19 protein-coding genes and 1 riboswitch are annotated in these 22,473 nt (G+C 48.4%); of the genes, 2 read left to right on the top strand and 17 right to left on the bottom strand.

Annotated elements, in window-relative coordinates; translation table 11 throughout:
* Positions 1 to 27: 27 nt before the first annotated feature.
* The 4 genes from purD to purM form a co-directional block, all read right to left on the bottom strand.
* Positions 28 to 1,293, bottom strand: coding sequence for a phosphoribosylamine--glycine ligase (gene purD / locus MHI12_RS03835; protein ID WP_405171570.1), 1,266 nt, complete (start codon positions 1,291 to 1,293; stop codon positions 28 to 30).
* Positions 1,294 to 1,423: 130 nt separating this feature from the next.
* The gene (gene purH / locus MHI12_RS03830; RefSeq protein WP_145326175.1) at positions 1,424 to 2,971 is read right to left on the bottom strand and encodes a bifunctional phosphoribosylaminoimidazolecarboxamide formyltransferase/IMP cyclohydrolase; all 1,548 of its coding nucleotides are present in this window, start codon (positions 2,969 to 2,971) and stop codon (positions 1,424 to 1,426) included.
* Positions 2,972 to 3,265: 294 nt separating this feature from the next.
* Positions 3,266 to 3,883, bottom strand: coding sequence for a phosphoribosylglycinamide formyltransferase (purN, locus tag MHI12_RS03825; protein ID WP_405171569.1), 618 nt, complete (start codon positions 3,881 to 3,883; stop codon positions 3,266 to 3,268).
* Complete coding sequence (gene purM / locus MHI12_RS03820) at positions 3,883 to 4,923, bottom strand: phosphoribosylformylglycinamidine cyclo-ligase (protein ID WP_076329579.1); 1,041 nt, start codon at positions 4,921 to 4,923, stop codon at positions 3,883 to 3,885. Before purM ends, purN begins: the two co-directional genes overlap by 1 nt.
* A gap of 127 nt (positions 4,924 to 5,050) precedes the next feature.
* Here purM and MHI12_RS03815 point away from each other — a divergent pair, with 127 nt between their 5' ends.
* Positions 5,051 to 5,209 carry a hypothetical protein gene (locus MHI12_RS03815; protein ID WP_179086593.1) on the top strand — a complete coding sequence of 53 codons (159 nt, stop codon included), beginning with the start codon at positions 5,051 to 5,053 and terminating at the stop codon, positions 5,207 to 5,209.
* Positions 5,210 to 5,437: 228 nt separating this feature from the next.
* Here MHI12_RS03815 and purF read toward each other — a convergent pair whose 3' ends face one another.
* The 12 genes from purF to MHI12_RS03755 all read right to left on the bottom strand — a co-directional run bounded on the left by purF (position 5,438) and on the right by MHI12_RS03755 (position 18,801).
* Positions 5,438 to 6,916, bottom strand: a complete 1,479-nt coding sequence (purF, locus tag MHI12_RS03810; RefSeq protein WP_036606069.1) for an amidophosphoribosyltransferase — start codon at positions 6,914 to 6,916, stop codon at positions 5,438 to 5,440.
* Complete coding sequence (purL, locus tag MHI12_RS03805) at positions 6,901 to 9,144, bottom strand: phosphoribosylformylglycinamidine synthase subunit PurL (protein WP_074093477.1); 2,244 nt, start codon at positions 9,142 to 9,144, stop codon at positions 6,901 to 6,903. Before purL ends, purF begins: the two co-directional genes overlap by 16 nt.
* Positions 9,122 to 9,811 carry a phosphoribosylformylglycinamidine synthase subunit PurQ gene (gene purQ, locus MHI12_RS03800; RefSeq protein WP_062836209.1) on the bottom strand — a complete coding sequence of 230 codons (690 nt, stop codon included), beginning with the start codon at positions 9,809 to 9,811 and terminating at the stop codon, positions 9,122 to 9,124. Before purQ ends, purL begins: the two co-directional genes overlap by 23 nt.
* Positions 9,812 to 9,815: 4 nt before the next feature.
* Positions 9,816 to 10,061 (bottom strand): phosphoribosylformylglycinamidine synthase subunit PurS, encoded by a 246-nt coding sequence (purS, locus tag MHI12_RS03795; protein ID WP_017690695.1) that lies wholly within the window; start codon positions 10,059 to 10,061, stop codon positions 9,816 to 9,818.
* A 568-nt stretch (positions 10,062 to 10,629) separates the two neighbouring features.
* Entirely contained in the window at positions 10,630 to 11,502 is an 873-nt protein-coding gene (locus tag MHI12_RS03790) for a phosphoribosylaminoimidazolesuccinocarboxamide synthase (RefSeq protein WP_405171568.1), read from the bottom strand.
* A gap of 252 nt (positions 11,503 to 11,754) precedes the next feature.
* Positions 11,755 to 13,053: an adenylosuccinate lyase gene (purB, locus tag MHI12_RS03785; protein WP_047840491.1), complete on the bottom strand. Its 1,299-nt coding sequence runs from the start codon at positions 13,051 to 13,053 to the stop codon at positions 11,755 to 11,757.
* Positions 13,050 to 14,252, bottom strand: coding sequence for a 5-(carboxyamino)imidazole ribonucleotide synthase (purK, locus tag MHI12_RS03780; protein ID WP_405171567.1), 1,203 nt, complete (start codon positions 14,250 to 14,252; stop codon positions 13,050 to 13,052). Before purK ends, purB begins: the two co-directional genes overlap by 4 nt.
* Positions 14,249 to 14,734: a 5-(carboxyamino)imidazole ribonucleotide mutase gene (purE, locus tag MHI12_RS03775; RefSeq protein ID WP_405171566.1), complete on the bottom strand. Its 486-nt coding sequence runs from the start codon at positions 14,732 to 14,734 to the stop codon at positions 14,249 to 14,251. The genes purK and purE overlap by 4 nt, the downstream gene beginning before the upstream one ends.
* Before the next feature lie 193 nt (positions 14,735 to 14,927).
* Positions 14,928 to 15,029: riboswitch (purine riboswitch) on the bottom strand.
* Between the two features lie 270 nt (positions 15,030 to 15,299).
* A complete protein-coding gene (locus tag MHI12_RS03770; RefSeq protein ID WP_047840488.1) occupies positions 15,300 to 15,734 on the bottom strand; it encodes a universal stress protein in 435 nt (144 codons plus the stop codon).
* A 244-nt stretch (positions 15,735 to 15,978) separates the two neighbouring features.
* Positions 15,979 to 16,242, bottom strand: a complete 264-nt coding sequence (locus MHI12_RS03765; RefSeq protein ID WP_017690702.1) for a DUF1294 domain-containing protein — start codon at positions 16,240 to 16,242, stop codon at positions 15,979 to 15,981.
* 126 nt (positions 16,243 to 16,368) lie between these two features.
* Positions 16,369 to 16,506, bottom strand: a complete 138-nt coding sequence (locus MHI12_RS03760) for a hypothetical protein (RefSeq protein WP_017690703.1) — start codon at positions 16,504 to 16,506, stop codon at positions 16,369 to 16,371.
* A 165-nt stretch (positions 16,507 to 16,671) separates the two neighbouring features.
* A complete protein-coding gene (locus tag MHI12_RS03755) occupies positions 16,672 to 18,801 on the bottom strand; it encodes a DNA topoisomerase III (RefSeq protein ID WP_405171565.1) in 2,130 nt (709 codons plus the stop codon).
* Between the two features lie 370 nt (positions 18,802 to 19,171).
* Here MHI12_RS03755 and MHI12_RS03750 point away from each other — a divergent pair, with 370 nt between their 5' ends.
* The gene (locus tag MHI12_RS03750; protein WP_405171564.1) at positions 19,172 to 21,106 is read left to right on the top strand and encodes an amidase family protein; all 1,935 of its coding nucleotides are present in this window, start codon (positions 19,172 to 19,174) and stop codon (positions 21,104 to 21,106) included.
* A 171-nt stretch (positions 21,107 to 21,277) separates the two neighbouring features.
* Here MHI12_RS03750 and MHI12_RS03745 read toward each other — a convergent pair whose 3' ends face one another.
* Entirely contained in the window at positions 21,278 to 22,285 is a 1,008-nt protein-coding gene (locus MHI12_RS03745; RefSeq protein ID WP_405171563.1) for a ketoacyl-ACP synthase III, read from the bottom strand.
* Between the last annotated feature and the right edge of the window lie 188 nt (positions 22,286 to 22,473).

Raw genomic sequence — 22,473 nt, 5'->3', positions numbered from 1 at the left:
ACATCTTTACGAGCTCTTATATTCATTCTATACGAGTGCTTTGGCAGCAATATCCGTCCGCTGATGTTTACCATCAAAATGGATACGCTCCGCCTGTTCATAGGCTTTGTTTCTAGCTTCGGCAATATCCGCACCAAGGCCAACTACGCCCAGAATCCTTCCACCATTGGTGACCCACTCACCTGCTTCACTACGCGCTGTACCTGCGTGGAATACCACGGCATCTTGCACTTGATCCAGTCCTTCAATGACTACACCTTTGGCATAAGGACCCGGATAACCTCCTGAAGCAAGCACCACACATACTGCGGCTTCATCACTCCATTCAATCTCAATATCAGCCAGCTTGCCATGAACAGTTGCCCAGAAGATATCGAACAAGTCACTCTTCAGGCGTGGCAATACGACCTGTGTTTCCGGATCACCAAAACGTGCGTTGAACTCAATCGTTTTGGGTTTACCATCTGGTGAAATCATCAGTCCGGCAAACAATACACCCTGGAATGGACGTCCCTCGGACACCATCGCTTTGGCAGTTGGTTTAATGATCGTCTCCACGGCTTCCTCAATTATTGAAGCAGGGATATGTGGCAAAGGTGAGTATGTACCCATACCGCCTGTGTTTGGTCCTTGGTCGTTGTCGAATACAGGTTTGTGATCCTGTGCTGCCGCCATCGGACGAACCGTCTCTCCATCGACAAAGGCCAGAATGGACATTTCCTGCCCTGCGAGGAATTCCTCGATAATGACTTTGGCTCCCGCTTCACCAAACACTTTGTCCACCATGATGCTACGCAGAGCCTGATCAGCCTCATCACGCGAATAAGCTACCGTCACACCTTTGCCCGCTGCCAGTCCATCTGCCTTGATGACAACTGGTATTGCTTGCTCATTCAGGTATGCTTGAGCCTGTTCGTAGTTGTCGAATTTTTCATAGGCTGCGGTTGGAATGTTATATTTGTGCAGGAGGTCTTTCATGAACGTTTTACTTCCTTCGATCTCTGCTGCATTACGACGGGGTCCGAATACCGGAATACCTGTCGAATCAAATGCATCCACAATCCCATCTGCAAGCGGATCATCCGGACCAATAACTACCAAGCCCACTTTAAGCTCTACAGCAAGAGCCGTTAGTTTATCGAATTCATTTACCGCAATGGCATGACACTCAGCGAGCTGAGCAATACCTGCATTTCCCGGTGCACAGTGAATCTTGTCTACCTTTGGACTCTTTGCCAGTGCCCAGATGATTGCATGCTCCCGGCCACCGCCGCCTACTACCAGAATATCCATTCGTTCTGTTCCCCCTCCGTGCATAACTGGATTTGTTACGCTAGTACGTGTTGAAAAACCTAAAAAAGAGGGGGTGTACCATAAGTCATAAGCATGACTGGCGACACCCCTTATTTAAACCTTTTTCGCTCTAGTGTTTGAAGTGACGAACGCCTGTGAAGACCATCGCAATTCCGTATTCATTGGCTACTTTGATGGATTCTTCATCTTTGATCGAACCACCCGGTTGAATCACTGCTGTAATTCCGGCTTTTGCAGCCAGTTCCAGCGTATCACCCATTGGGAAGAACGCATCAGATGCCAGAATAGCACCTTTTGCTTGCTCGCCCGCTTGCTCTATCGCAATTTTGGCTGCACCCACACGATTCATTTGTCCAGCGCCCACACCTACCGTCATGTCATTCGCAGCAAGTACAATCGCGTTGGATTTCACGTGTTTAACTACTTTCCAGCCAAACAACAGCTGTTTCAGTTCTTCTTCCGATGGCGCACGATCGGTTACAACATTCAACTCGCTCGCTTCGATGGAGTGTACATCGGACTGTTGCACGATCATACCACCGTCGATGGACGTTACCACGAATTGGCTCTCCCGTTTACGAGCAGCATTCAGTTCACCCGTTTTGAGCAAACGAATGTTTTTCTTCTTCGTCAGGATATCGAGTGCCTCTTGTGTAAAGTCAGGGGCAAGTACGATTTCCAGGAAAATCTCACTCAATTTGCCTGCTGTATCGCTATCGATAATGCGGTTTGCTGCCACAATGCCACCAAAGATAGACGTTGGATCTGCAGCATATGCCTTGCTGTAAGCTTCATAGATACTTGCGCCAATACCTACGCCGCATGGGTTCATATGTTTAACCGCAACAACCGCCGGTTCTTCAAATTCTTTGACAATCTGCAATGCTGCGTTCGCATCGTTGATGTTATTGTAAGACAACTCTTTGCCATGCAATTGCTCGGCTGTTGTCAACGTATCTTGAGCAGCCAGCGGTTTGCGATAGAATGCCGCCTGCTGGTGTGGATTTTCGCCATAACGCAAATCCTGGAGTTTTTCGTAAGTAACCGTCAGACGCTCTGGCAACGGATCACCGTTCAGGTTGGAGAGATAGTCAGAAATAACTGCATCGTAAGCCGCTGTATGGCGGAACACTTTTGCCGCAAGCCGTTTGCGTGTTTCGAGGGTGGTATCGCCATTACTGCGAACTTCTTCAAGCACCTTGCCATAATCTGCTGTGTCAACAACAACACTAACAAAAGCATGATTTTTGGCTGCCGAACGAAGCATCGTTGGACCACCGATATCGATGTTCTCGATTGCGTCTTCGTACGTCACATCCGGTTTGGCGATAGTATCTTGGAAGGGGTAGAGGTTTACGACAACGAGGTCGATATAATCCAGTCCGTTCTCTTCCATCTGGCGCTTATGCTCTTCGCTGTCACGAACAGCCAACAACCCACCATGCACTGCCGGATGCAATGTTTTGACACGTCCGTCCATGATTTCCGGGAATCCGGTCACATCCGAAATTCCGATGACAGGTACGCCTTCCTTCGACAACAGGCTGCTTGTACCTCCTGTCGAAATAATCTCCACACCCATTTGCGACAGCTCGCGGCAAAAGTCCACGATGCCTGTTTTATCCCATACGCTGACCAGCGCTCTTTTGATACTCACAATATGCTCCTCCTTTAATGTCCCATGGCTTCGCGTTTCCTGACGAAACACAGCCGATTTATTTCCCGAGAAATATCACAAAATGCGTACCAATATTCGACTTCTGTTATATAAGTGGAACTAAGATGTTTACACGGGACACTCCGATGACAGAACAACCTTCTAATCGCTGTTATCCCCAGATTTTTTGATTCCCTTTTCTTAAAGGGAAAATCCGGTGATAAAGGCGAACGCTTCGCTTTTTCAGGTTTTTTCTGTCCTCTCCGTTAATGTGTAAAAAAATTTCAACTTATATCAAACCGGTTTATTAACAGTAACATGACGTCCGTCTAGTTGAACCAGACCTTGCGCGAACCAGGAAACCACTTCAGGGTATAACTGCTGTTCAGCTGCATGGATGGAACGGCTGATTGACTCAGGCGTATCCTCCGGCAAAATGGGAACCGGATGCTGGGCAATAATCGGTCCGGTATCCATGCCTCCGTCCACAAAATGCACAGTCACGCCCGTCACTTTCACACCATACTCAAGTGCCTGTCCAATCGCATCCTTGCCTGCAAATGCCGGTAGCAAGGACGGATGAATGTTAATCAACCGCCCTGCGTAACGATCCACCACAACAGAAGTCAGCAATCTCATATAACCCGCAAGAACAACCAAGTCGATTTTTTTGGATTCAAGCACTTCCACGATCTCTGCCTCATAGGCTTCACGGGAAGCATAATTTTTCGGAGTAAACAGATGACAATCCACGCCTGCATCCTGTGCCCGCTGCACAACACGTGCAGAAGGTTTATCACACACGAGCAGTTCTACGGATGCATTCAGCCCACCGTTCCGTACTGCATCGACCAATGACTGAAAGTTAGTCCCTTCACCCGAGGCAAATACAGCTATGCGGTAGTTCGCCATTAAACATCCGCTCCCGTGAAGGTTACTCGCGCATCTCCTTCAGTAACACGGCCAATGATGTACGCTTCTTCACCAGATGCTTTCAGTTGTTGCAGCGCTTCCGTTGCATCTGCTTCATTAACCACCAGTACAAGCCCAACACCCATGTTAAATGTGGTGAACATGTCACGGTTCGAGACAGCACCCTTTTCCTGTAACAGGTTGAAGATCGGCAGGATCGGCCAAGAGCCGTAGTCAATATCCACATTCACGTTGCTCGGCAACATACGTGGGATATTCTCAATGAAGCCACCACCTGTAATGTGTGCCATGCCTTTTACTTTCACCTTTTCCAGCAGGGACAACAGAGGTTTAACATAGATCTTTGTAGGTTCCAGCAGGGAATCACCCAACTTACCGCCCAGTTCCGCTACTTCATCATGCAGATCAAGTCCCGCATCTTCCAACAAAAGTCTGCGTACCAGCGAGAATCCGTTACTATGCACACCGCTGGAGGCCAGTCCAATCACTGTGTCACCAGGGGCAATCGTTGTACCGTTGATGATCTTCGCTTTGTCTACGATACCCACCGTGAATCCGGCAATATCATATTCGCCTTCACTGTACATGCCCGGCATTTCCGCCGTCTCGCCACCGATCAGCGCACAACCAGATTGATGACAGCCTTCAGCAATTCCCGCAACAATAGCTTCAATCTTCTCAGGAATGACTTTGTCACATGCCAGATAGTCAAGGAAGAAGAGTGGTTCTGCACCCTGTACCACAATGTCGTTCACACACATCGCTACCGCGTCGATTCCGATAGTATCATGACGGTCCATGGCAAATGCAATTTTCAGCTTGGTGCCTACGCCGTCTGTACCGGATACAAGCACCGGCTCATCGTATTTATCTTTGTTCAAACCGAACAGGGCACCGAATCCACCCAGATCTGTCATCACTTCCGGACGGAAGGTACGCTTCACGTGTTTTTTCATCCGTTCAACCGCTTCATTACCTGCCGCGATATCAACGCCGGCCTTTTTATATGCTTCAGACAAGTGGAATCATCTCCTTTTTTTTCGCCCCACCTAAATCCTCCCGCCCGGGAGGACCCCATAGGACCTTGGCAGGCCCTCTGGACACCCGCCAAAAAAGCGGTGCAGAGGTGGCTGGTGTGATCTTGCTATGGTTGGTTCGTGCGTGATCTCGCGGGATTGTTCGCCGATTCCGTTGGCTGCAAGCCATCGGTCAGCGAACCCCGCTCAGCTACGCTGCGGGCAAGCCCGCTGGGCAGCTGCTTCGCTCGGCTGCCTGGCCCCTATTGCTCCGCAAGGCGGGGCTTAAGGGCTCGGGCTTTGCCCGGGGGCAGCTGCTTCGCTCGGCTGTCTGGCCCCTGTTGCTCCGCAAAGCGGGGCTTAAGGGCTCCGGCTTTGCCCGGGACAGCTGCTTCGTCTGGCTGCCCTGGCCCCTGTTGCTCCGCAAGGCGGGGCTTAAGGGCTCGGGCTAAGCCCGGGGGCAGCTGCTTCGCCTGGCTGCCTGGCCCCTGTTGCTCCGCAAGGCTGGGCTTAAGGGCTAACAGCTACAGCCGAATTTTTCCTCGCCGCCAAAGTCGAGGCGGGTTGGGTAATCATGATCAAAACATGCGAGACATAGTCCGCCTTTAGGGTCATCCTGATTATCTCCCTGAATCGATGCAATCAGTCCATCGGGACTGAGGAACTCCAGGGAGTCCGCATTAATTTCACGGCAGATTTCTTCCACCGACAACTGTGAAGCAATTAATTCACGGCTGTCAGGCGTATCAATACCGTAGAAACACGGGTTTTTGAAAGGTGGTGATGTAATACGCACATGAACCTCGGTAGCTCCTGCATCACGCAGCATGTTCACGATCCGGCGGGAGGTTGTTCCCCGTACGATGGAGTCGTCAATCATGACCACACGTTTGCCTTCCACAACGCGACGCACAGCGCTCAGCTTCATCTTCACACCCTGCTCCCGCAATTCCTGGCTTGGCTGGATAAACGTACGTCCGGTGTATTTGTTCTTGATCATACCCATCTCATACGGAATACCTGTCTGTTCAGCGTATCCAATTGCTGCCGAGATGCTGGAATCTGGTACCCCCGTAACCAAGTCCGCATCCACAAACGACTCAATGGCCATCCGGCTTCCCATCCGTTTACGGGCCGCATGCTGGTTCGTACCATTCATATCACTATCCGGACGAGCAAAATAAATATATTCCATCGCGCATAATGCCTTGCGGTGTTTGTGATGATCAAAGCGATCCTCGTGCAGACCATCTGCATCCAACACAAGTAGTTCACCCGGTTCAATGTCACGGATTAACTCTGCGCCAATTGTTTCCAGTGCACACGTCTCAGATGCAAACAGATACGCATCTCCCAGCTTACCCATCGTCAGCGGACGAAGTCCGTGCGGATCGGAAGCCACGAGCAGCTTGTCGTTGGTCATGATCAGAAATGCATAACCACCCACAATGCGCTGGAACGCCTCTTTTGCAGCTTCCACAAGCCCTTTGGAGGATCGTGCAATCAGATGCGCAATGACCTCAGTATCACTCGTTGTTTGGAAAATGGAACCGCTCTGCTCCAGCTCGCGCCGGATCGTTGGTGCATTCACAATGTTCCCGTTGGTCGCTACCGCCAAATCGCCATCACGGTATTTAAATACCAATGGCTGTGCGTTTGTCAGTTTACTGTCACCACTCGTTGAATAACGGACATGTCCAATGGAAATATCCCCCGTCAACGTCTGCATCAGGTCTTTGGTGAACACTTCTTTCACCAGACCCATGCCGCGATGATAGTTAAACTGGCTGCCATCACTCACACACATGCCTGCACTTTCTTCGCCCCGATGTTGCAGCGCATGCAGTCCATAATAGGAGAGCGAAGCCGCGTCAGGGTGTCTGAACACCCCAAACACGCCGCATTCTTCCTTCAATTTGTCGAGTCCTTCCTTGCCGGACCCTTCATTATAATAATCGCCTGTCCACAACGGTCCTGTCGTCAGTTCATGAGACATGGAATCGCATCCTCCCAGACCTGAGCCAAACCTCCTACAGGTTCGCTCACGGCTGATGTTCCGTTCAATTCAATCGTCAGGTTACTTCCTTCTACACGTCCAATCACAGCTACAGGTACACCGCGCTCACGTACAAATGCTTCAAGTTTACCCGCTTGCTCTGGCGTAGCCGACAACAAGATACGGGATTGGCTCTCACTGAACAGGGCGTGATCTGCACGCAGTGCAGTCTCCACATTCACCTGTGCTCCTACGTTACCGCTGATACAAGACTCTGCAAGTGCAACAGCCAAGCCGCCTTCAGACAAGTCATGTGCAGAGCGAACAAGACCGGATTGGATTGCTTCCAGCACCGTGCTGAGCAACGCTTTTTCCGTTTGCAAGTTCAGTTCTGGAGGACGACCTTCCGTCTGACCATGAACTGCGTATTGCAGCTCGCTACCACCCAGTTCAGCTTTTGTTTCACCGAGGAGGATGATAACATCACCTTCGGACTTGAATGCTTGTGTCGTGATATGATCCGTATCATGAACGAGACCTACCATACCGACAACTGGCGTTGGATAGATAGAGCCTTTGGCGTTTTCGTTATACAGACTTACGTTACCACCGATAACCGGCGTATCCAGCACACGGCAAGCTTCCGCCATACCGTCTACCGCTTTCTCCATTTGCCAGAAAATATCCGGCTTCTCCGGGTTACCGAAGTTCAAGTTGTCCGTAATTGCCAGCGGCTCTGCACCGGAACATACAATGTTACGCGCTGCTTCACTTACGGCAATCCGTCCACCAACTTCAGGATCAAGGTACACATAACGTCCATTACAGTCCGTTGTCATCGCGAGACCTTTGCGTGTTCCACGAATCGTAACTACGGCAGCATCCGAACCTGGGCGAACGGCAGTGCTTGTACGCACCATATAGTCGTATTGATCATAAATCCATTTTTTACTTGCTACTGTTGGTGAAGCCAGCACTTGTTTCAATGCTCCGCCGAGATCCGACACTTCGTCGTAACGAAGCGTGTCGATGGAAGCACTTTGCTCGTAGTATGCAGGTACCGAAGAAGGTTTGTCATACACTGGACATTCGTCAACCAAAGCCGTTACCGGCATATCTCCGACCACTTCGCCGTGGTGGATCAATTTCAGACGACCGTCATCCGTTACTTTACCGACTTTGGCACAGATAACGCCCCAACGTTCAAAGATTTCCATCGCCTGCGCCTCATCCTTCGGCTCAACGACGAACAACATCCGTTCTTGGGACTCGGACAACATCATTTCGTAAGGCGTCATGCCTTCTTCACGCTGTGGTACCTGATCCAGATACAATTCCAGACCGTTACCCGCTTTACTTGCCATCTCTGCACTCGAACATGTCAGACCCGCAGCACCCATATCCTGAATACCGAGCACGATGCCCGTGTCGATCAATTCCAGACAGGATTCCATTACCAGTTTCTCCATAAATGGATCACCAACCTGAACCGCTGTCCGTTGGGACTCGGATTCTTCCGTCAGTTCAACCGATGCAAAGGTTGCTCCATGAATACCATCCCGGCCTGTTGGCGGGCCCACATAGTAAACCGGGTTACCTACACCTTTAGCTACACCGCGCTGGATCTTGTCATGATCAATCAGACCTACACACATCGCGTTAACCAGCGGATTACCTTCATAGCTCTCATCAAACATCACTTCGCCACCAACGGTAGGAATCCCGATACAGTTACCGTATCCAGCAATACCCGCTACCACATGTTCGAACAAATATTTAACGCGATCGCTCTCCAGCTTACCGAAACGCAGGGAGTTCAGTATTGCTACCGGTCTTGCACCCATGGAGAAAATATCACGGATAATGCCGCCCACACCTGTTGCCGCACCTTGATAAGGCTCAACCGCGGAAGGATGGTTATGGCTTTCAATTTTGAATACAACGGCCTGATTATCACCGATATCCACGATACCGGCACCTTCACCAGGTCCCATCAGGACACGTGGTCCAGTGGTTGGGAAACGGCGCAGCAATGGCTTGGAGTTTTTATAAGCACAGTGCTCGGACCACATTACACTGAACACACCTATTTCCGTGTAGTTTGGCTTGCGCCCCATGAACTCACAGATCAGCGCATACTCGCTGTCAGATACGCCCATTTGTGCGTAAAGTTTATGTTCTGCGACCTGTTCTGCTGTCGGTTCCTTAGCGGATAGCTGCTGCGTCATGCCGATCCCTCCATGCTTTCAAAATAGATGTAAACATACGTTTGCCGTCTTCCGAACCTAGCAGTGAGTCCACTGCACGCTCTGGATGTGGCATCATGCCGACCACGTTTCCACCCTCGTTACAGACTCCCGCGATATCACCCAGGGAACCGTTCGGGTTGTTGCCATAAGTAAATACGATCTGGTTGTTCGCTTGCAGACTCGCCAGCGTCTCCTCGTCGCAATAATAGTTGCCTTCACCGTGAGCAATCGGGATGATAATCTCTTCGCCGGGTGCATAGTCACGTGTAAATGGTGTATCTGCGTTCGCCACTTTCAATACCGTATCGTGACAACGGAATTTCAGGGAAGTGTTACGGATCAATGCACCTGGAAGCAATCCCGCTTCAGTCAGGATCTGGAATCCGTTGCAAATACCCAAAATATATTTACCTTGTTCAGCAGCTTTCGCTACCTCGTTCATTACCGGTGCAAAGCGGGAAATCGCTCCGCAACGCAAGTAGTCACCATAAGAGAAACCACCCGGAACTAAAATACAATCATAAGCCGAAAGATCTGTAGCCGTGTGCCATACATAATCAACCTCTTGTCCAATCGCATCTTCCACTGCCTTGTAACAGTCGATGTCGCAGTTGGAGCCAGGGAACACAAGAACTGCAAATTTCATGAGATTAACCCTCCAATTCGTAGCGGTAATCTTCAACAACGGTGTTGGCCAGCAGCTTTTCACACATGACTTTCAGTCGTTTCTCCGCTTCCGCACGATCTGTTGTATCCAGGTTCAGTTCCATGACTTTACCGATCCGTACACTTTCCACTTCGTTGAATCCCATTGAATGCAGGGCTCCTTGAACAGCTACGCCTTGCGGGTCGAGTACGCTTTGCTTAATAGTGACATATACGGTTGCTTTGATCATGATCCTTATGTTCCTCCTCAGTAATGAACGGGATAAATGCTTTACGCTGTTAAAAGGTGGGGCATTGGTGCTTGCTCCGGGGCGGATTGTTCTTTCCGGTCGCTTGTTGTCCCCAGGTTTTTTGATTGTTTTGGCCCGCTCTGCGGTCAAAACCCGGGGACAAAGGCGAACGCTATCGCTCCTTTAAGAACAATTCCGCCCCTCCGCTAGTCCATGCGACGTTTTTTAAAGGCCTAAACCTTTTACGTTGCACGGTGTGTAATGGTCTAGACTGACCATTCCTTCAAAACAGTGAATGGTGAATGGTCTTTAAGTTACTTTAATAATTAGTAAATTTAATTCTCTTAATTTTTCAGGCTTCCCCTACCTGTGGGAAGCCACCGCTCTTAATTGCCTCACCCACCAGTTTGTCACTGGCGGAGGGAAAGATTTGAGCTAGAGAAACGAAGTGCTCGCCTTTGCAACCGGAATGTTTCCTTTTGAAAAAAGGATTCCAATCAAAACAATCCGGGGGCAACAGCGATCGAAAGCCAAACTTTCCCGCAGCTCACTCAAACGTTAAACTTTATTATTTCGTTAAACGGTTATAAATATCGACGTATCTTGCGGTTGTTGCCTCAACTACCTCATGTGGGAGTGGATCGGGTTTACTGTTCTTGTTCCAATCGGTTCCGGCGAGATAGGTGCGCACTGGCTCTTTATCCATGCTGTCGATCTCGATGTCGAGTTCATAATTCTCTTTGGCCCAGAAGCGCGAAGCATCTGGGGTGAAGATTTCGTCAATCAGGATGACCTTGCCATCCACGATACCGAACTCGAATTTGCAGTCTGCCAGAATGATGCCACGCTGATCACAGTAATCACGGGCGAATTCGTACAGGCGCAAGCTTTTTTCCTGAAGCTCAACTGCAAGTGCGTCTCCCACCAGTTCTTTCATGCGATCCATCGGGATGTCTTCATCGTGACCAACATCGTTTTTGGCTGCCGGGGTGAAAATGGGAACTTCGAGCTTGGCGTTTTTGCGAAGTCCATCAGGCAGTTTAATGCCATTCACTTCACCGCTTGTCTCATATTGTCTCCATCCACCACCCGTGATGTATCCACGCACGACACATTCAATATCAATGCGTTCTGCTTTGCGGGTTACCATGATGCGGTCTTTGAGCAATTCAGGGTCTGTGATGAGATCACCCAGTTGATTCACATCGGTATGAACGACGTGATTCTCCATCATGTCACCTGTCAGTTCAAACCAGAAGCTGCTGAGTTTATTCAGTACGTTTCCTTTCTCGGGAACTGCCGGATCCAGCACGTAATCAAATGCAGAGATTCGGTCAGTTACCACGATTAGAAAATGTTCACCCAGGTCGTACAATTCACGTACTTTTCCTTTATATAACAGAGGTGCTTTAACGAGATCTGCCGCAGTGGACAGTGCCATGGGCTCACCTTCTTTCAGGAGATGTAAAGTATACGTCCAATTCCCCTCTTCACGCGGGGCCACTACGAATGCAGAACAACCTTCCGATCGCTGTTATCCCCAGATTTTTCTGATCCCCTTTCTCAAGGGGAAAATCCGGTGATAAAGGCGAGCGCTTTGCTTCTTCAGGTTTTTTCTGCCTTCTCCGTTCCAGCGTGAACACATAATCAACCTATACTTTTAGGGAGTAGAATAATTCAAAACCTTAATATATTAGTCGTTCAAGCCGAGCTTTTTGAAGATCGTGTCTACGTGCTTCAGGTGCCATGACGGGTTGAATGCATCTGCGATTTCCTCTTCGTTCAGTACTTCCGTGATTTCCGGTGTGGATTTCACGATATCCTGGAACTGACGTTGCTCTTCCCATGCTTGCATCGCACGTGGTTGAACGGTATCGTACGCTTGCTCGCGGCTGAAGCCTTTGTCGATCAGCTTTGTCATGATACGACCGGAGAATGGTACCCCGTAGGTGCGCTCCATGTTGCGTTTCATGTTCTCAGGGAATACCGTCAGGTTCTTCACGATGTTGCCAAAACGGTTCAGCATGTAGTTCAGCAGCATCGTTGCATCTGGCAGAATGATACGTTCTACGGAAGAATGTGAGATGTCACGTTCATGCCAAAGTGTTACGTTCTCGTATGCGGATACCATATGTCCTCGAATGACGCGGGACAGGCCGGAGATGTTTTCACTACCGATCGGGTTACGCTTGTGCGGCATCGCGGAAGATCCTTTTTGACCTTTAGCAAAAGCTTCTTCCACTTCACGGAATTCACTCTTCTGCAGTGCACGTACCTCTGTAGCAAACTTGTCCAGAGACGTTGCGATCAACGCCAGTGTAGCCATATATTCCGCGTGACGATCACGTTGTAATGTTTGAGTTGAGATTGGCGCTGGCTTCGTGCCCAGCTTCTCGCAGACAAACTCTTCAACAAACGGATCAATGTTGGCGTATGTTCCTACTGCGCCTGAGATTTTGCCGTATTGTACATTGTCTGCTGCATGACGGAAACGCTCCAGGTTCCGTTTCATCTCTTCATGCCACAACGCCATTTTCAGACCAAATGTTGTTGGCTCCGCATGCACGCCGTGCGTACGTCCCATCATTGGTGTGTGCTGATAAGCCAGTGCTTTTTCGCGAAGAATTTCAATGAAATTCACGATATCTTTTTCCAGAATCTCATTCGCTTGACGCAGTACATATCCCAGAGCCGTATCCACGACATCTGTAGAAGTCAGTCCGTAGTGCACCCATTTCCGCTCCGCACCCAGACTTTCAGATACCGTACGTGTAAATGCGATAACGTCATGACGTGTTTCCTGTTCAATTTCATAGATGCGGTCGATGTCAAAAGATGCATTCTGACGAAGCAATGCTGCTTCTTCCTTAGGGATTACACCCAGTTCGGCCCACGCCTCACATGCACAAATTTCAACTTCCAGCCACGATTGGAATTTGTTTTCTTCGGTCCAGATGGCTCTCATTTCAGGTCTGCTATAACGTTCAATCATGAATTTGTATTCCTCCAGAGATTAGTTTGTTCAATCCATTGCAATCCTTCTTCAACATCCTGACAAAGCAGATTCACATGCCCCATCTTACGTCCTGTTTTTGCCTCGGTTTTACCATATATATGAAGCTTGGGAATCACACCGAGCTCTATCGCTTCTGCATCAGGTTGCCCTGTTCTAGCGATAATACCTTCCAGATGCTCTCCAAGCACATTGACCATAACAACCGGACTCAATAACGAAGTGTCCCCAAGTGGTAATCCGCAGATCGCACGGATATGTTGTTCGAACTGAGAAGTCGCACAAGCTTCCATCGTATAGTGACCAGAATTATGTGGTCTTGGTGCCAGTTCGTTGACGTACAGTCTTCCATCCGCCGCTACAAACAGTTCCACAGCCAGCAACCCAACAGCCTTCATCGATTCTGCCACCGCTGCTGCCAGCTTTTGCGCTTCAATCTGGATGTCTGCGGCAACTCTAGCCGGTACAATTGAAGCATGCAAAATGTTATTTACATGAATGTTCTCCGCTGGCGGGAACGTTTTAATCTCCCCATTTGTACTACGCGCTACAACAACCGATATCTCGCATTCAAACTTGATGAATTGTTCCAGCACCAGTTCCGCACCTGTAGCTGCAAGTTCTTCGTACGCAGCCACAGCCTCATTCGCTTCCCGAATTACACGCTGGCCTTTGCCATCGTAACCTCCAGTCACCGTCTTCAGTACACACGGCACTCCAAGTTCGCTTACAGCAGCAAGCATCGTATCCACACTTGTGATTTCACGATAAGGCGCGACTCTTACTCCAGCAGCTTCGATCGCACGTTTTTCACGCAACCGATGTTGTGTGGTGTACAGTAACGCACTTCCTTGTGGAACGTAAGACTCACGCTCGAGCAGCCCAGCGACTTCTGCATCTACATTTTCAAACTCATACGTAATGACATCGCATTGCCGAGCCAGTTCAAGTGCAGCTTTGGCATCGTCATAACCAGCTTCAATCTGACAAGCAACTTGACCACAAGGTGCATCCGCAGCGGGATCAAGAGTAACGAATCGATACCCCATTGCCGTTCCTGCGAGCGTCATCATACGTCCGAGCTGTCCGCCTCCAAGAATGCCGATGGTTGTTTTCCCGGGCAGCAGGACTTTTTTCAGTTCTCCTGCTATACCGGATTGGTTCCCTGTACTACTCATAGTTCTTCACTGCTTTCGAGTACTTCTTGTTTGATGCGCTCTCGGCGAGCTTCAGAGCGACGTTGGACATCCGGGTCAAAAGCACCGATCATTTGAGCTGCCAGCAATCCTGCATTGGTTGCCCCTGCCTTGCCAATCGCCACAGTTGCGACGGGAATACCACCAGGCATCTGAACAATGGACAACAAGGAATCGAGACCGTTCAATGCTTTGGACTGAACTGGAACGCCAATGACCGGAAGCACCGTTTTGGAAGCAACCATACCGGGCAGATGTGCTGCCCCGCCTGCGCCTGCAATGATCACCTTGAATCCCCGATCAATTGCTTGCTCTGCGTATTCAAACATCAAATCCGGTGTACGATGGGCGGAGACCACCTTTTTCTCATACCCAATCTCCAGTTCATCCAGAACCTCGCACGCATGTTTCATCGTTTCCCAATCCGACTTACTGCCCATGATTACAGCGACTTGCAGTGACATGAATACATCCAACTCCCGTCTGAGCTTTTTTGATTACACTTGGTAATAAGGAATTCATTTTACGTGTGAAATGAAAAAATCCGCTACCCGCGAAAACATCACATTTTCTCCGGACACCGGACTCCAAGAAATACGTATCCCTCATTTGGGCATGCCAAAAGGGGGCTTGCTGTCCGCATCTGGTTGCATGCGACTCTCAGCCGTATCTCCTCGTAGTCCGGAAATTTACGGTTCCCGGGTAGATACTTCCGGGCCCTATTCCCGGCGTTATACGAGCAAATATCTATCAAACTATTTTCGTTCATTTTGGTAATCTCTTATTACATATTTCGTTCCTACTCGACCTTATTCTTACCTGATCGACACATCTAACATTCTAACAATCCCCTACAGCTAATGTCAACTTAAAGACGAACATTTAACATATTGACAAATATAATGTTCGGGAATTGCTTCATTAAATTCGGTTAGCCATCCATTTCATCCCATAAAAGAAAGCCGGCTCCTCTTCAATCTCTCGAAGACAACCGGCTTCCTGCTTTTCAGTGCGTACACACTTCATCCATTATTTTACGATCAGTACTGGAACCTGAGCATGCTGCACCACATTGTGACTAACACTACCCAGGACAAATTCCCGAATACCACCCAGTCCGCGGCTACCAATAATAATGATATCTGAATCATTTTCTTTGGCAAAATCAAGCAGCACTTCCGCTGCCGCTCCTTGAATCAGATCCACATTGGCCGTTACACCAGCAGCCTGAATTCGCTCTTTTGCTTCATCTGTCGTCTGTACCGCCAGATTGTAGTAGTCATTATTAAGTGAAGGTGGCAGTGGAGCCAACCCCTCACCGATGAATACACGCGGGAAATCAAAAGCATGAATGACATCCAGTACTGCATTTGGGGACACTTTAGCTAGCTCAATCGCACGATCAAGTGCTTTATTTGAAGCTTTGGAACCATCATAAGCCACTAATATTTTGGAAAATAACATGTGAATCCCATCCCTTCCTTTATATGTAGAGCACGCGAAGCAAGCTTCGGTCTGACATGTAATAAACTAACAGAACCATATAACTCCTTAAACGTTCCGCAGCCACAATGAACCATTTATACGAATGAATTTACATATCAGACAAATTAACGATACACCTTCACTTCAGCGTAAGTCCAGTTCGATATCTCCAATCCTACAATTAAAAACATAGAAGGAATGGTTACGCATGTGTTCCATCTGTTCATTGAATAAAGTAACCATAGATTACCGCATTCAGGAACAACAACAATGGAATGCCAATGGTGAAGCTGGGATGTTTAGTCTTATGCCTTTTCCTATACATCGCGATCCAGACTCCCAAAGCACCGCCTATAAATGCTAATAAGAATAACGTCCGTTCGGGTGTACGATCACGCCTTTGCTGTGCACGCCTCTTATCATCCGACATCACCAGATAACCAACTACATTAATAAATAAAAACCACAATATAAGTCCGGTTTGCATATAATTCTAGCGATCCCCCTGTCCTGGGACATCTCCCTGCCTCCATTATAATCCTCATTAGAGACATGTTCAACGCACCGGATAGGGAACCGCAATTTTGTGTAATAACGCTAACCTCGCTCTAACCTAGGACTCCTGCTTTGGAATACCGTTCAGGCTTGGTGCTCTTTTGGCTGCTTTGTCCGGGCGCACAGCGATACTCTCTTCCCGAATACTGTCTTTGTTTTGCTGATTATGGATTTTCTCTGGTTTGTTGTGCGGCATGTAGGTATCACCTCCTTGGCTTACGTTGCCTGAAAACGGAGGATCTTATACGACTGCACATAGATGAGTAGAGAAAAGTTATAATCAGTCCCTGTGGAGTAAATGAGTACATCATTCGCATGGCGCGTACCGCACGAGGTACTACCTCGACTACCCTCAAGCGTGTTACTCTCCCTTTTTCTCCATAGCCGCCTTCAGCAGTTCACCCAGATTGGAACCGATGGACTCCTGCTTCGCATACTGTTTCACCAGCTTTTGCTGATCGCGTTTGTTCACATGCTGTTTGTCCTTATCCAACGTTTCTGTAATACCACAAGGTAGACATTGTACATATAACCCCGCCTTGCCTTCTTTGATTTCCATCTTTTTGTGGCACTGCGCACAACGACGATTGGACAATCTTTTCTCTGCTGAACGACGATATCCACAGTCCTCGGTAGGACATACAAGAAACTTGCCGCGCTTACCTTTCTTCTCCAACAACCGTGCGTTACAGTCCGGGCAATGGCTATTAGACACATTATGCGGCTTGTACTCTGCTTTGCTGCCTTTTACCGTAGACACCAGCTCTTTCGCCATGGATCGGATACTATCCAGAAACGGCCCCGGTTTCCCTTGCCCACGAGCGATGCGTTCCAGTTCAGCTTCCCAGCGAGCAGTCAGATCCGGTGTACGAAGCTGCGGAGCAGCCAGTTCAATCAACTGTTTTCCTTTGCCAGTCGGGTGCATGCTGTTGCCTTGACGATCTATTGTATCGGAACTGACCAGCTTCTCGATAATATCCGCCCGCGTAGCCGGAGTCCCGAGTCCATGCTTTTCCATCTGGGAAAGCAAAGCAGCTTCGGTATACCGTTTGGGCGGCATCGTCCGTCCACTTTTAATATGGCAACGCTGAACCGTCACGGACTGCCCTTGCGGCACATCTGGCAGAAGCGCACGCTCATGGTCTGTTGCATCATCAGCACGGTCATCGTCATCATCGCTGTAATCACCGCCGTATACTTCACGCCATCCACTTTCTTTCGCTGTTGTTCCTTTGACATGGAAGGAGTCATTCCCCACTTGAACCGTGATCGCAACCGAATCGTACTTCGCTGCCGGATAGAACAGGCTGATAAAACGACGTACGATCAGATCGTACAATTTGCGTTCCTCCGGATTCAGTTGATTCAGAAGCACTGTTTGCTCCGTTGGGATAATCGCATGGTGATCCGTAACTTTACTGTCATCCACAATACGTTTGGTGATATTCAGATTTTTGCGCAGCAAAGGACGTGCCAAAGACGCATAAGGTCCAATGGCTACACTGTCCAAACGTTCTTTCAATGTAGCTGTCATGTCCGAAGTCAGATACCGACTGTCTGTACGTGGGTACGTCACGAGTTTGTGTTGTTCATACAGACGTTGCAGGACATTTGATGTTTGCTTTGCAGAGAAACCATATTTTCGGTTGGCATCCCGTTGCAGTTCCGTCAAGTCATATGCCAGGGGATGTGGCTCTACTTTCTCGCTTTTCTTCACTTGGGCAACCGTACCCTTGCGCCCATCTACCCGTTTCTTCAATTCTTGCGTTTCTTGAGGGTCGAAAATTCGTGAATCTCCCCCAGCTGCCCGCCACACAGCCTGAAAACCACCCAAATCTGCCGTTAACGTCTCATACTCCTGCGAGCGGAAACCATTAATTTCATTTTCTCTATCCATAATCATGCCCAAGGTCGGCGTTTGGACCCGTCCAGCAGACAACTGCGCATTAAAACGAACGGTTAGTGCACGGGTCACGTTAAGTCCAATCATCCAGTCGGCTTCCGCACGGCAACGTGCAGATTCATAAAGACGGTCGAACTGACTGCCTGGTTTCAGCGAAGCAAATCCGTCTTTGATCGCCTTATCTGTCTGGGATGAAATCCACAGGCGTTTAAAAGGTTTTTTCCACCCCGCCATCTGCATGATCCAACGGGCCAGCAATTCTCCCTCACGAGCCGCATCCGTCGCAATGACCAACTCACCCACATCCTGACGTTTCATCAGCTGCTGTACTGCTTTATATTGATGGTTGGTCTCTTTAAGTACCTTCAGTTTCGTACGCTCTGGCAGAATGGGCAGGTCCTCCAGATTCCATGTTGCATACTTTTTATCGTAATCCTCGGGTTCAGCTAATCCAACCAGATGTCCAAGTGCCCAGGTAACGATATATTTCGGGCCTTCCATATAACTTTTATGTTTATCACGCGCACCCATAACTCTGGCTATTTCGCGTGCCACAGACGGTTTTTCTGCCAGTACCAATGTCTTCACTTCATATCTCTTCCTCTCTGTAATACCTTATGTCTCTTCTATTCCTATCTTTTCATTATATCATTTCACACTAAAGGTATGCTCTGTCATCTCTACTTCCTAATCTACTCGCATCCTGTAACCTCATGTTTAATCAACACATCGATTACGTGTTATATTTCCTAACATTAAAATTTGTAATAGTTTTTCTGAGTACATGTAAACAGAAGCATGAATAAGTATTAACACTGTAAAGTATTGATGTATACGTTTTTTTGGATAAATATAAACCTTGTAATATTACCTGACATGACTATACAATGTGTCAAAAGCATAGAAACAGAATCGCTGCTACACACATCAATGAGACACAGGAAGGGAGCGTGGATGCATGACTTATCATGGATCTGTATTGAAAAAAAGTGGGGCTTTGTTACTGGCGGGAGCTGTTGTTGCCACAACATGGGGAGGAACGTTACCTTCGGCATCAGCTGCAACGGCAACGCCTACGAGTAAAACAACAGTAGCAGCTGTATCCAAAGGAAAAGCGCCAGCTACTCCGGCAGCATTTGTTCAGGCCATGGAAGAAGCAGCTACACTTGCAGGTGTTCCTTTTACCATGGACAAGCTCTCCGGCAAAACCGTACAACGTAAAGATGCTGCGGTCGCCTTGCAACAATGGCTCAAGCTGGATTCGACAACCGAATCATTCAAGGATGTCCCGGATGAAGCCACTTTCGCAGGTGCTGTTGGTGCATTGAACACTGCGGGATTGATGAAAGGTTATACGGAATCACTCTTCCTTCCAAACGCTGTACTTACCGAGAATGACCTCTCCATACTGAAAGACCGCATTTATAACTACATAAAACCGTTTGTCCTGGAAGAAGCAACCATCATGGATCTCCAGGCCGCAATGACGCAAGGAAAACTGACATCAAAAGAGCTAGTTCAGAAATATCTGGACCGCATTGAAAAATACGATGATCAAGGTGTAAGCATCAACGCCGTATTAACCCTGAACCCGGATGCGCTCCAAATTGCGGAGCAATTGGATGAAGAACGTGCAGCTCAAGGTGCTCGCGGGCCTCTGCATGGCGTTCCGATTCTGGTGAAAGACAATTTCGATACCAATGACATGCCGACAACCGCAGGCTGTATCTGTCTGAAAGATTCGGTCCCTGCTCACGATGCTGAACAAGTGAAGAAACTCAAAGCAGCTGGCGCCATTATTTTGGGCAAAACAAACCTGCATGAATTCGCATTTGGCATCACAACATCCAGCTCATTGGGCGGACAAACATTGAACCCATACGCCTTGGACCATTATCCAGGTGGCTCAAGCGGTGGAACAGGTGCAGCCATTGCATCTAACTTTGCCGCAGCCGGTATGGGTACAGACACTGGCGGTTCGATCCGAATCCCGTCCAGCTTCAACAGCCTCGTGGGTATCCGTCCAACCATCGGACTGTCAAGCCGTGAAGGTATTATCCCATTGGCTTTGACACAGGATGTTGGTGGACCTATGGCCCGTACCGTTAGTGACGCTGCAATCATGCTCGATGCTACAGCCGGCTATGATAAAAAAGATGTCGCTACAGCTTACGCGGTTGGAAAAATCCCTTCCAGCTACACAGACTTCTTGGATGTAAACGGACTGAAAGGTGCACGCATCGGTGTGGCTGCAGAACTCATCCCAAGTACCAAAGCTGAAGAAAAAGCCGTTGCTGACGTGATCAACACAGCTGTGGAAGAACTGAAGACACTGGGCGCTACTGCAGTTCCCATTTCCATACCGAACTTAACTGAGATCAATAAGTACCCAAGCCTTAGTGGATATGAATTCAAGTTCCAGTTGAATGACTATCTGGAGTCATTGGGTGCAGATGCTCCATATCACAGTCTGTCCGAGATCATCGCTTCCGGAGAGTTTGATAAGTCCCAAGAACAATCCATGAAGACTCGGGATGCACGCCAAACCCTGGAGACTACCGAATATAAGGACATCGTCCTGAAACGTACCCAAGTTACACGTGAGTCCTTGCTGAAAGTTATGGCAGATAATAACTTGGATGCCATCATCTATCCTACATCCACACAAGCCGCTGGTGTTATTGGCGAAGGACAAAACTCCGGTGGTAACAACCGTCTGAGTCCATTCTCCGGCTTCCCGGCAATCACTGTACCTGCCGGTTTCACAACAGAAGGTCTGCCAGTAGGTATGGAGTTCCTGGGTCGTGCTTTTGATGAAGGTACCTTGATCAAGCTCGCTTACAGCTACGAACAAGGAACTCATCACCGCCAAGCGCCTAAGCTTACGCCGTAAAATATTTACGGGATTAAGCAATTCCGGTTAACACAAAAAATAGATGCAATCATATCACTTTTTTTGAAACCAGTTAACCCACTAAAGAGACCACCTTCTTCATGACTGCATGAAGTTTGGGTGGTCTCTTTTATGTTCTCTATTTATTTTTGTGTTGCATACCGTCGGATGTTACTCCTGAACGTTGTCCGGCACGCCCCATTTCAGCACCAGACCTGCGTACGTCAGACCACCGCCAAAGCCAAATAGAGCTACGCTCTGTCCTTCTTTCAATTTCCCTTCATCCACTGCAAGCTGTAGCGCAAGCGGAATGGAAGCAGCAGATGTGTTCCCACGATACTCGACACTGGTTAAAGTACGTTCCAAAGGAACCGGACCACGTTCGCAAACAGCTTCAATCATTCTCATGTTGGCACTATGCGGGACAAACCAGTCAATCTGGTCAGGGCTTAATTCAGCTTTCGTTATAAGTTTACCCAATTGCTCTGGAATCGTCCGTACAGCCCACTTATAAATCTCTCGCCCATTCTGAACTAAACAACCTTCGCCCTGTAAAGGCACACCATTCATCTCCGAAGACAGACCACTCTTATAGAGATGTACACCGCCTTCTCCATGTGTACCTGATATGGCTGCCATAAAGTCACCTTCAGCACCCGATGATCTCTCCACCAAGAAGGCCCCCGCTCCATCACCAAACAGTACACAAGTCGTGCGGTCTGTGTAATCCGTAATTTTGGATAATGTCTCTGCTCCAATAACCAGTACTTTGCGGTACATTCCACTAGTCACCAAACTGTCGGCTAGCTGTAGTCCGTAGGTAAAACCAGCGCATGCCGCATTTAAATCAAGTACACCCGTGTGTGGAATCTTAAGATTAGCCTGTACTCTGGATGCGGTACTTGGGAAAGCATATTCAGGTGTACTTGTAGCCACCAAGATCATATCCACATCTTCTACACTTACATCATAACGACGTATCATATCTTCTACAGCCTTCGTAGCGAGGTCAGATACAAATTGATCTTCAGCTGCAATTCGCCGTTCTCTCATACCAGTACGCTGTACAATCCATTCGTCACTTGTCTCGACCAATTTCTCCAGATCAGCATTCGTTAATATTCGATCCGGTACATACGTCCCCATTGCCGTGATGGTTGCCTTTGATTGATGATTCATACCGGTAGTCACCTCACTTGTTTTTTACTATTATAGCACTAAGTCTTAGTACTTGGTACTAATTTTATAAAATATTTATGATGATTCTTTCGTCAGTTGTTTATATTAAATGATCTATTTATTCTATTACCCAGAGTAATACAAACGATGGCATGCATCTTTGATGAAGAATTGTGGATATTCCCTGA

This window comes from Paenibacillus sp. FSL H8-0280 (genome assembly GCF_045040665.1).
GTDB lineage: Bacteria > Bacillota > Bacilli > Paenibacillales > Paenibacillaceae > Paenibacillus > Paenibacillus xylanexedens_A.
This window is presented reverse-complemented; position numbering and strand designations above follow the sequence as displayed.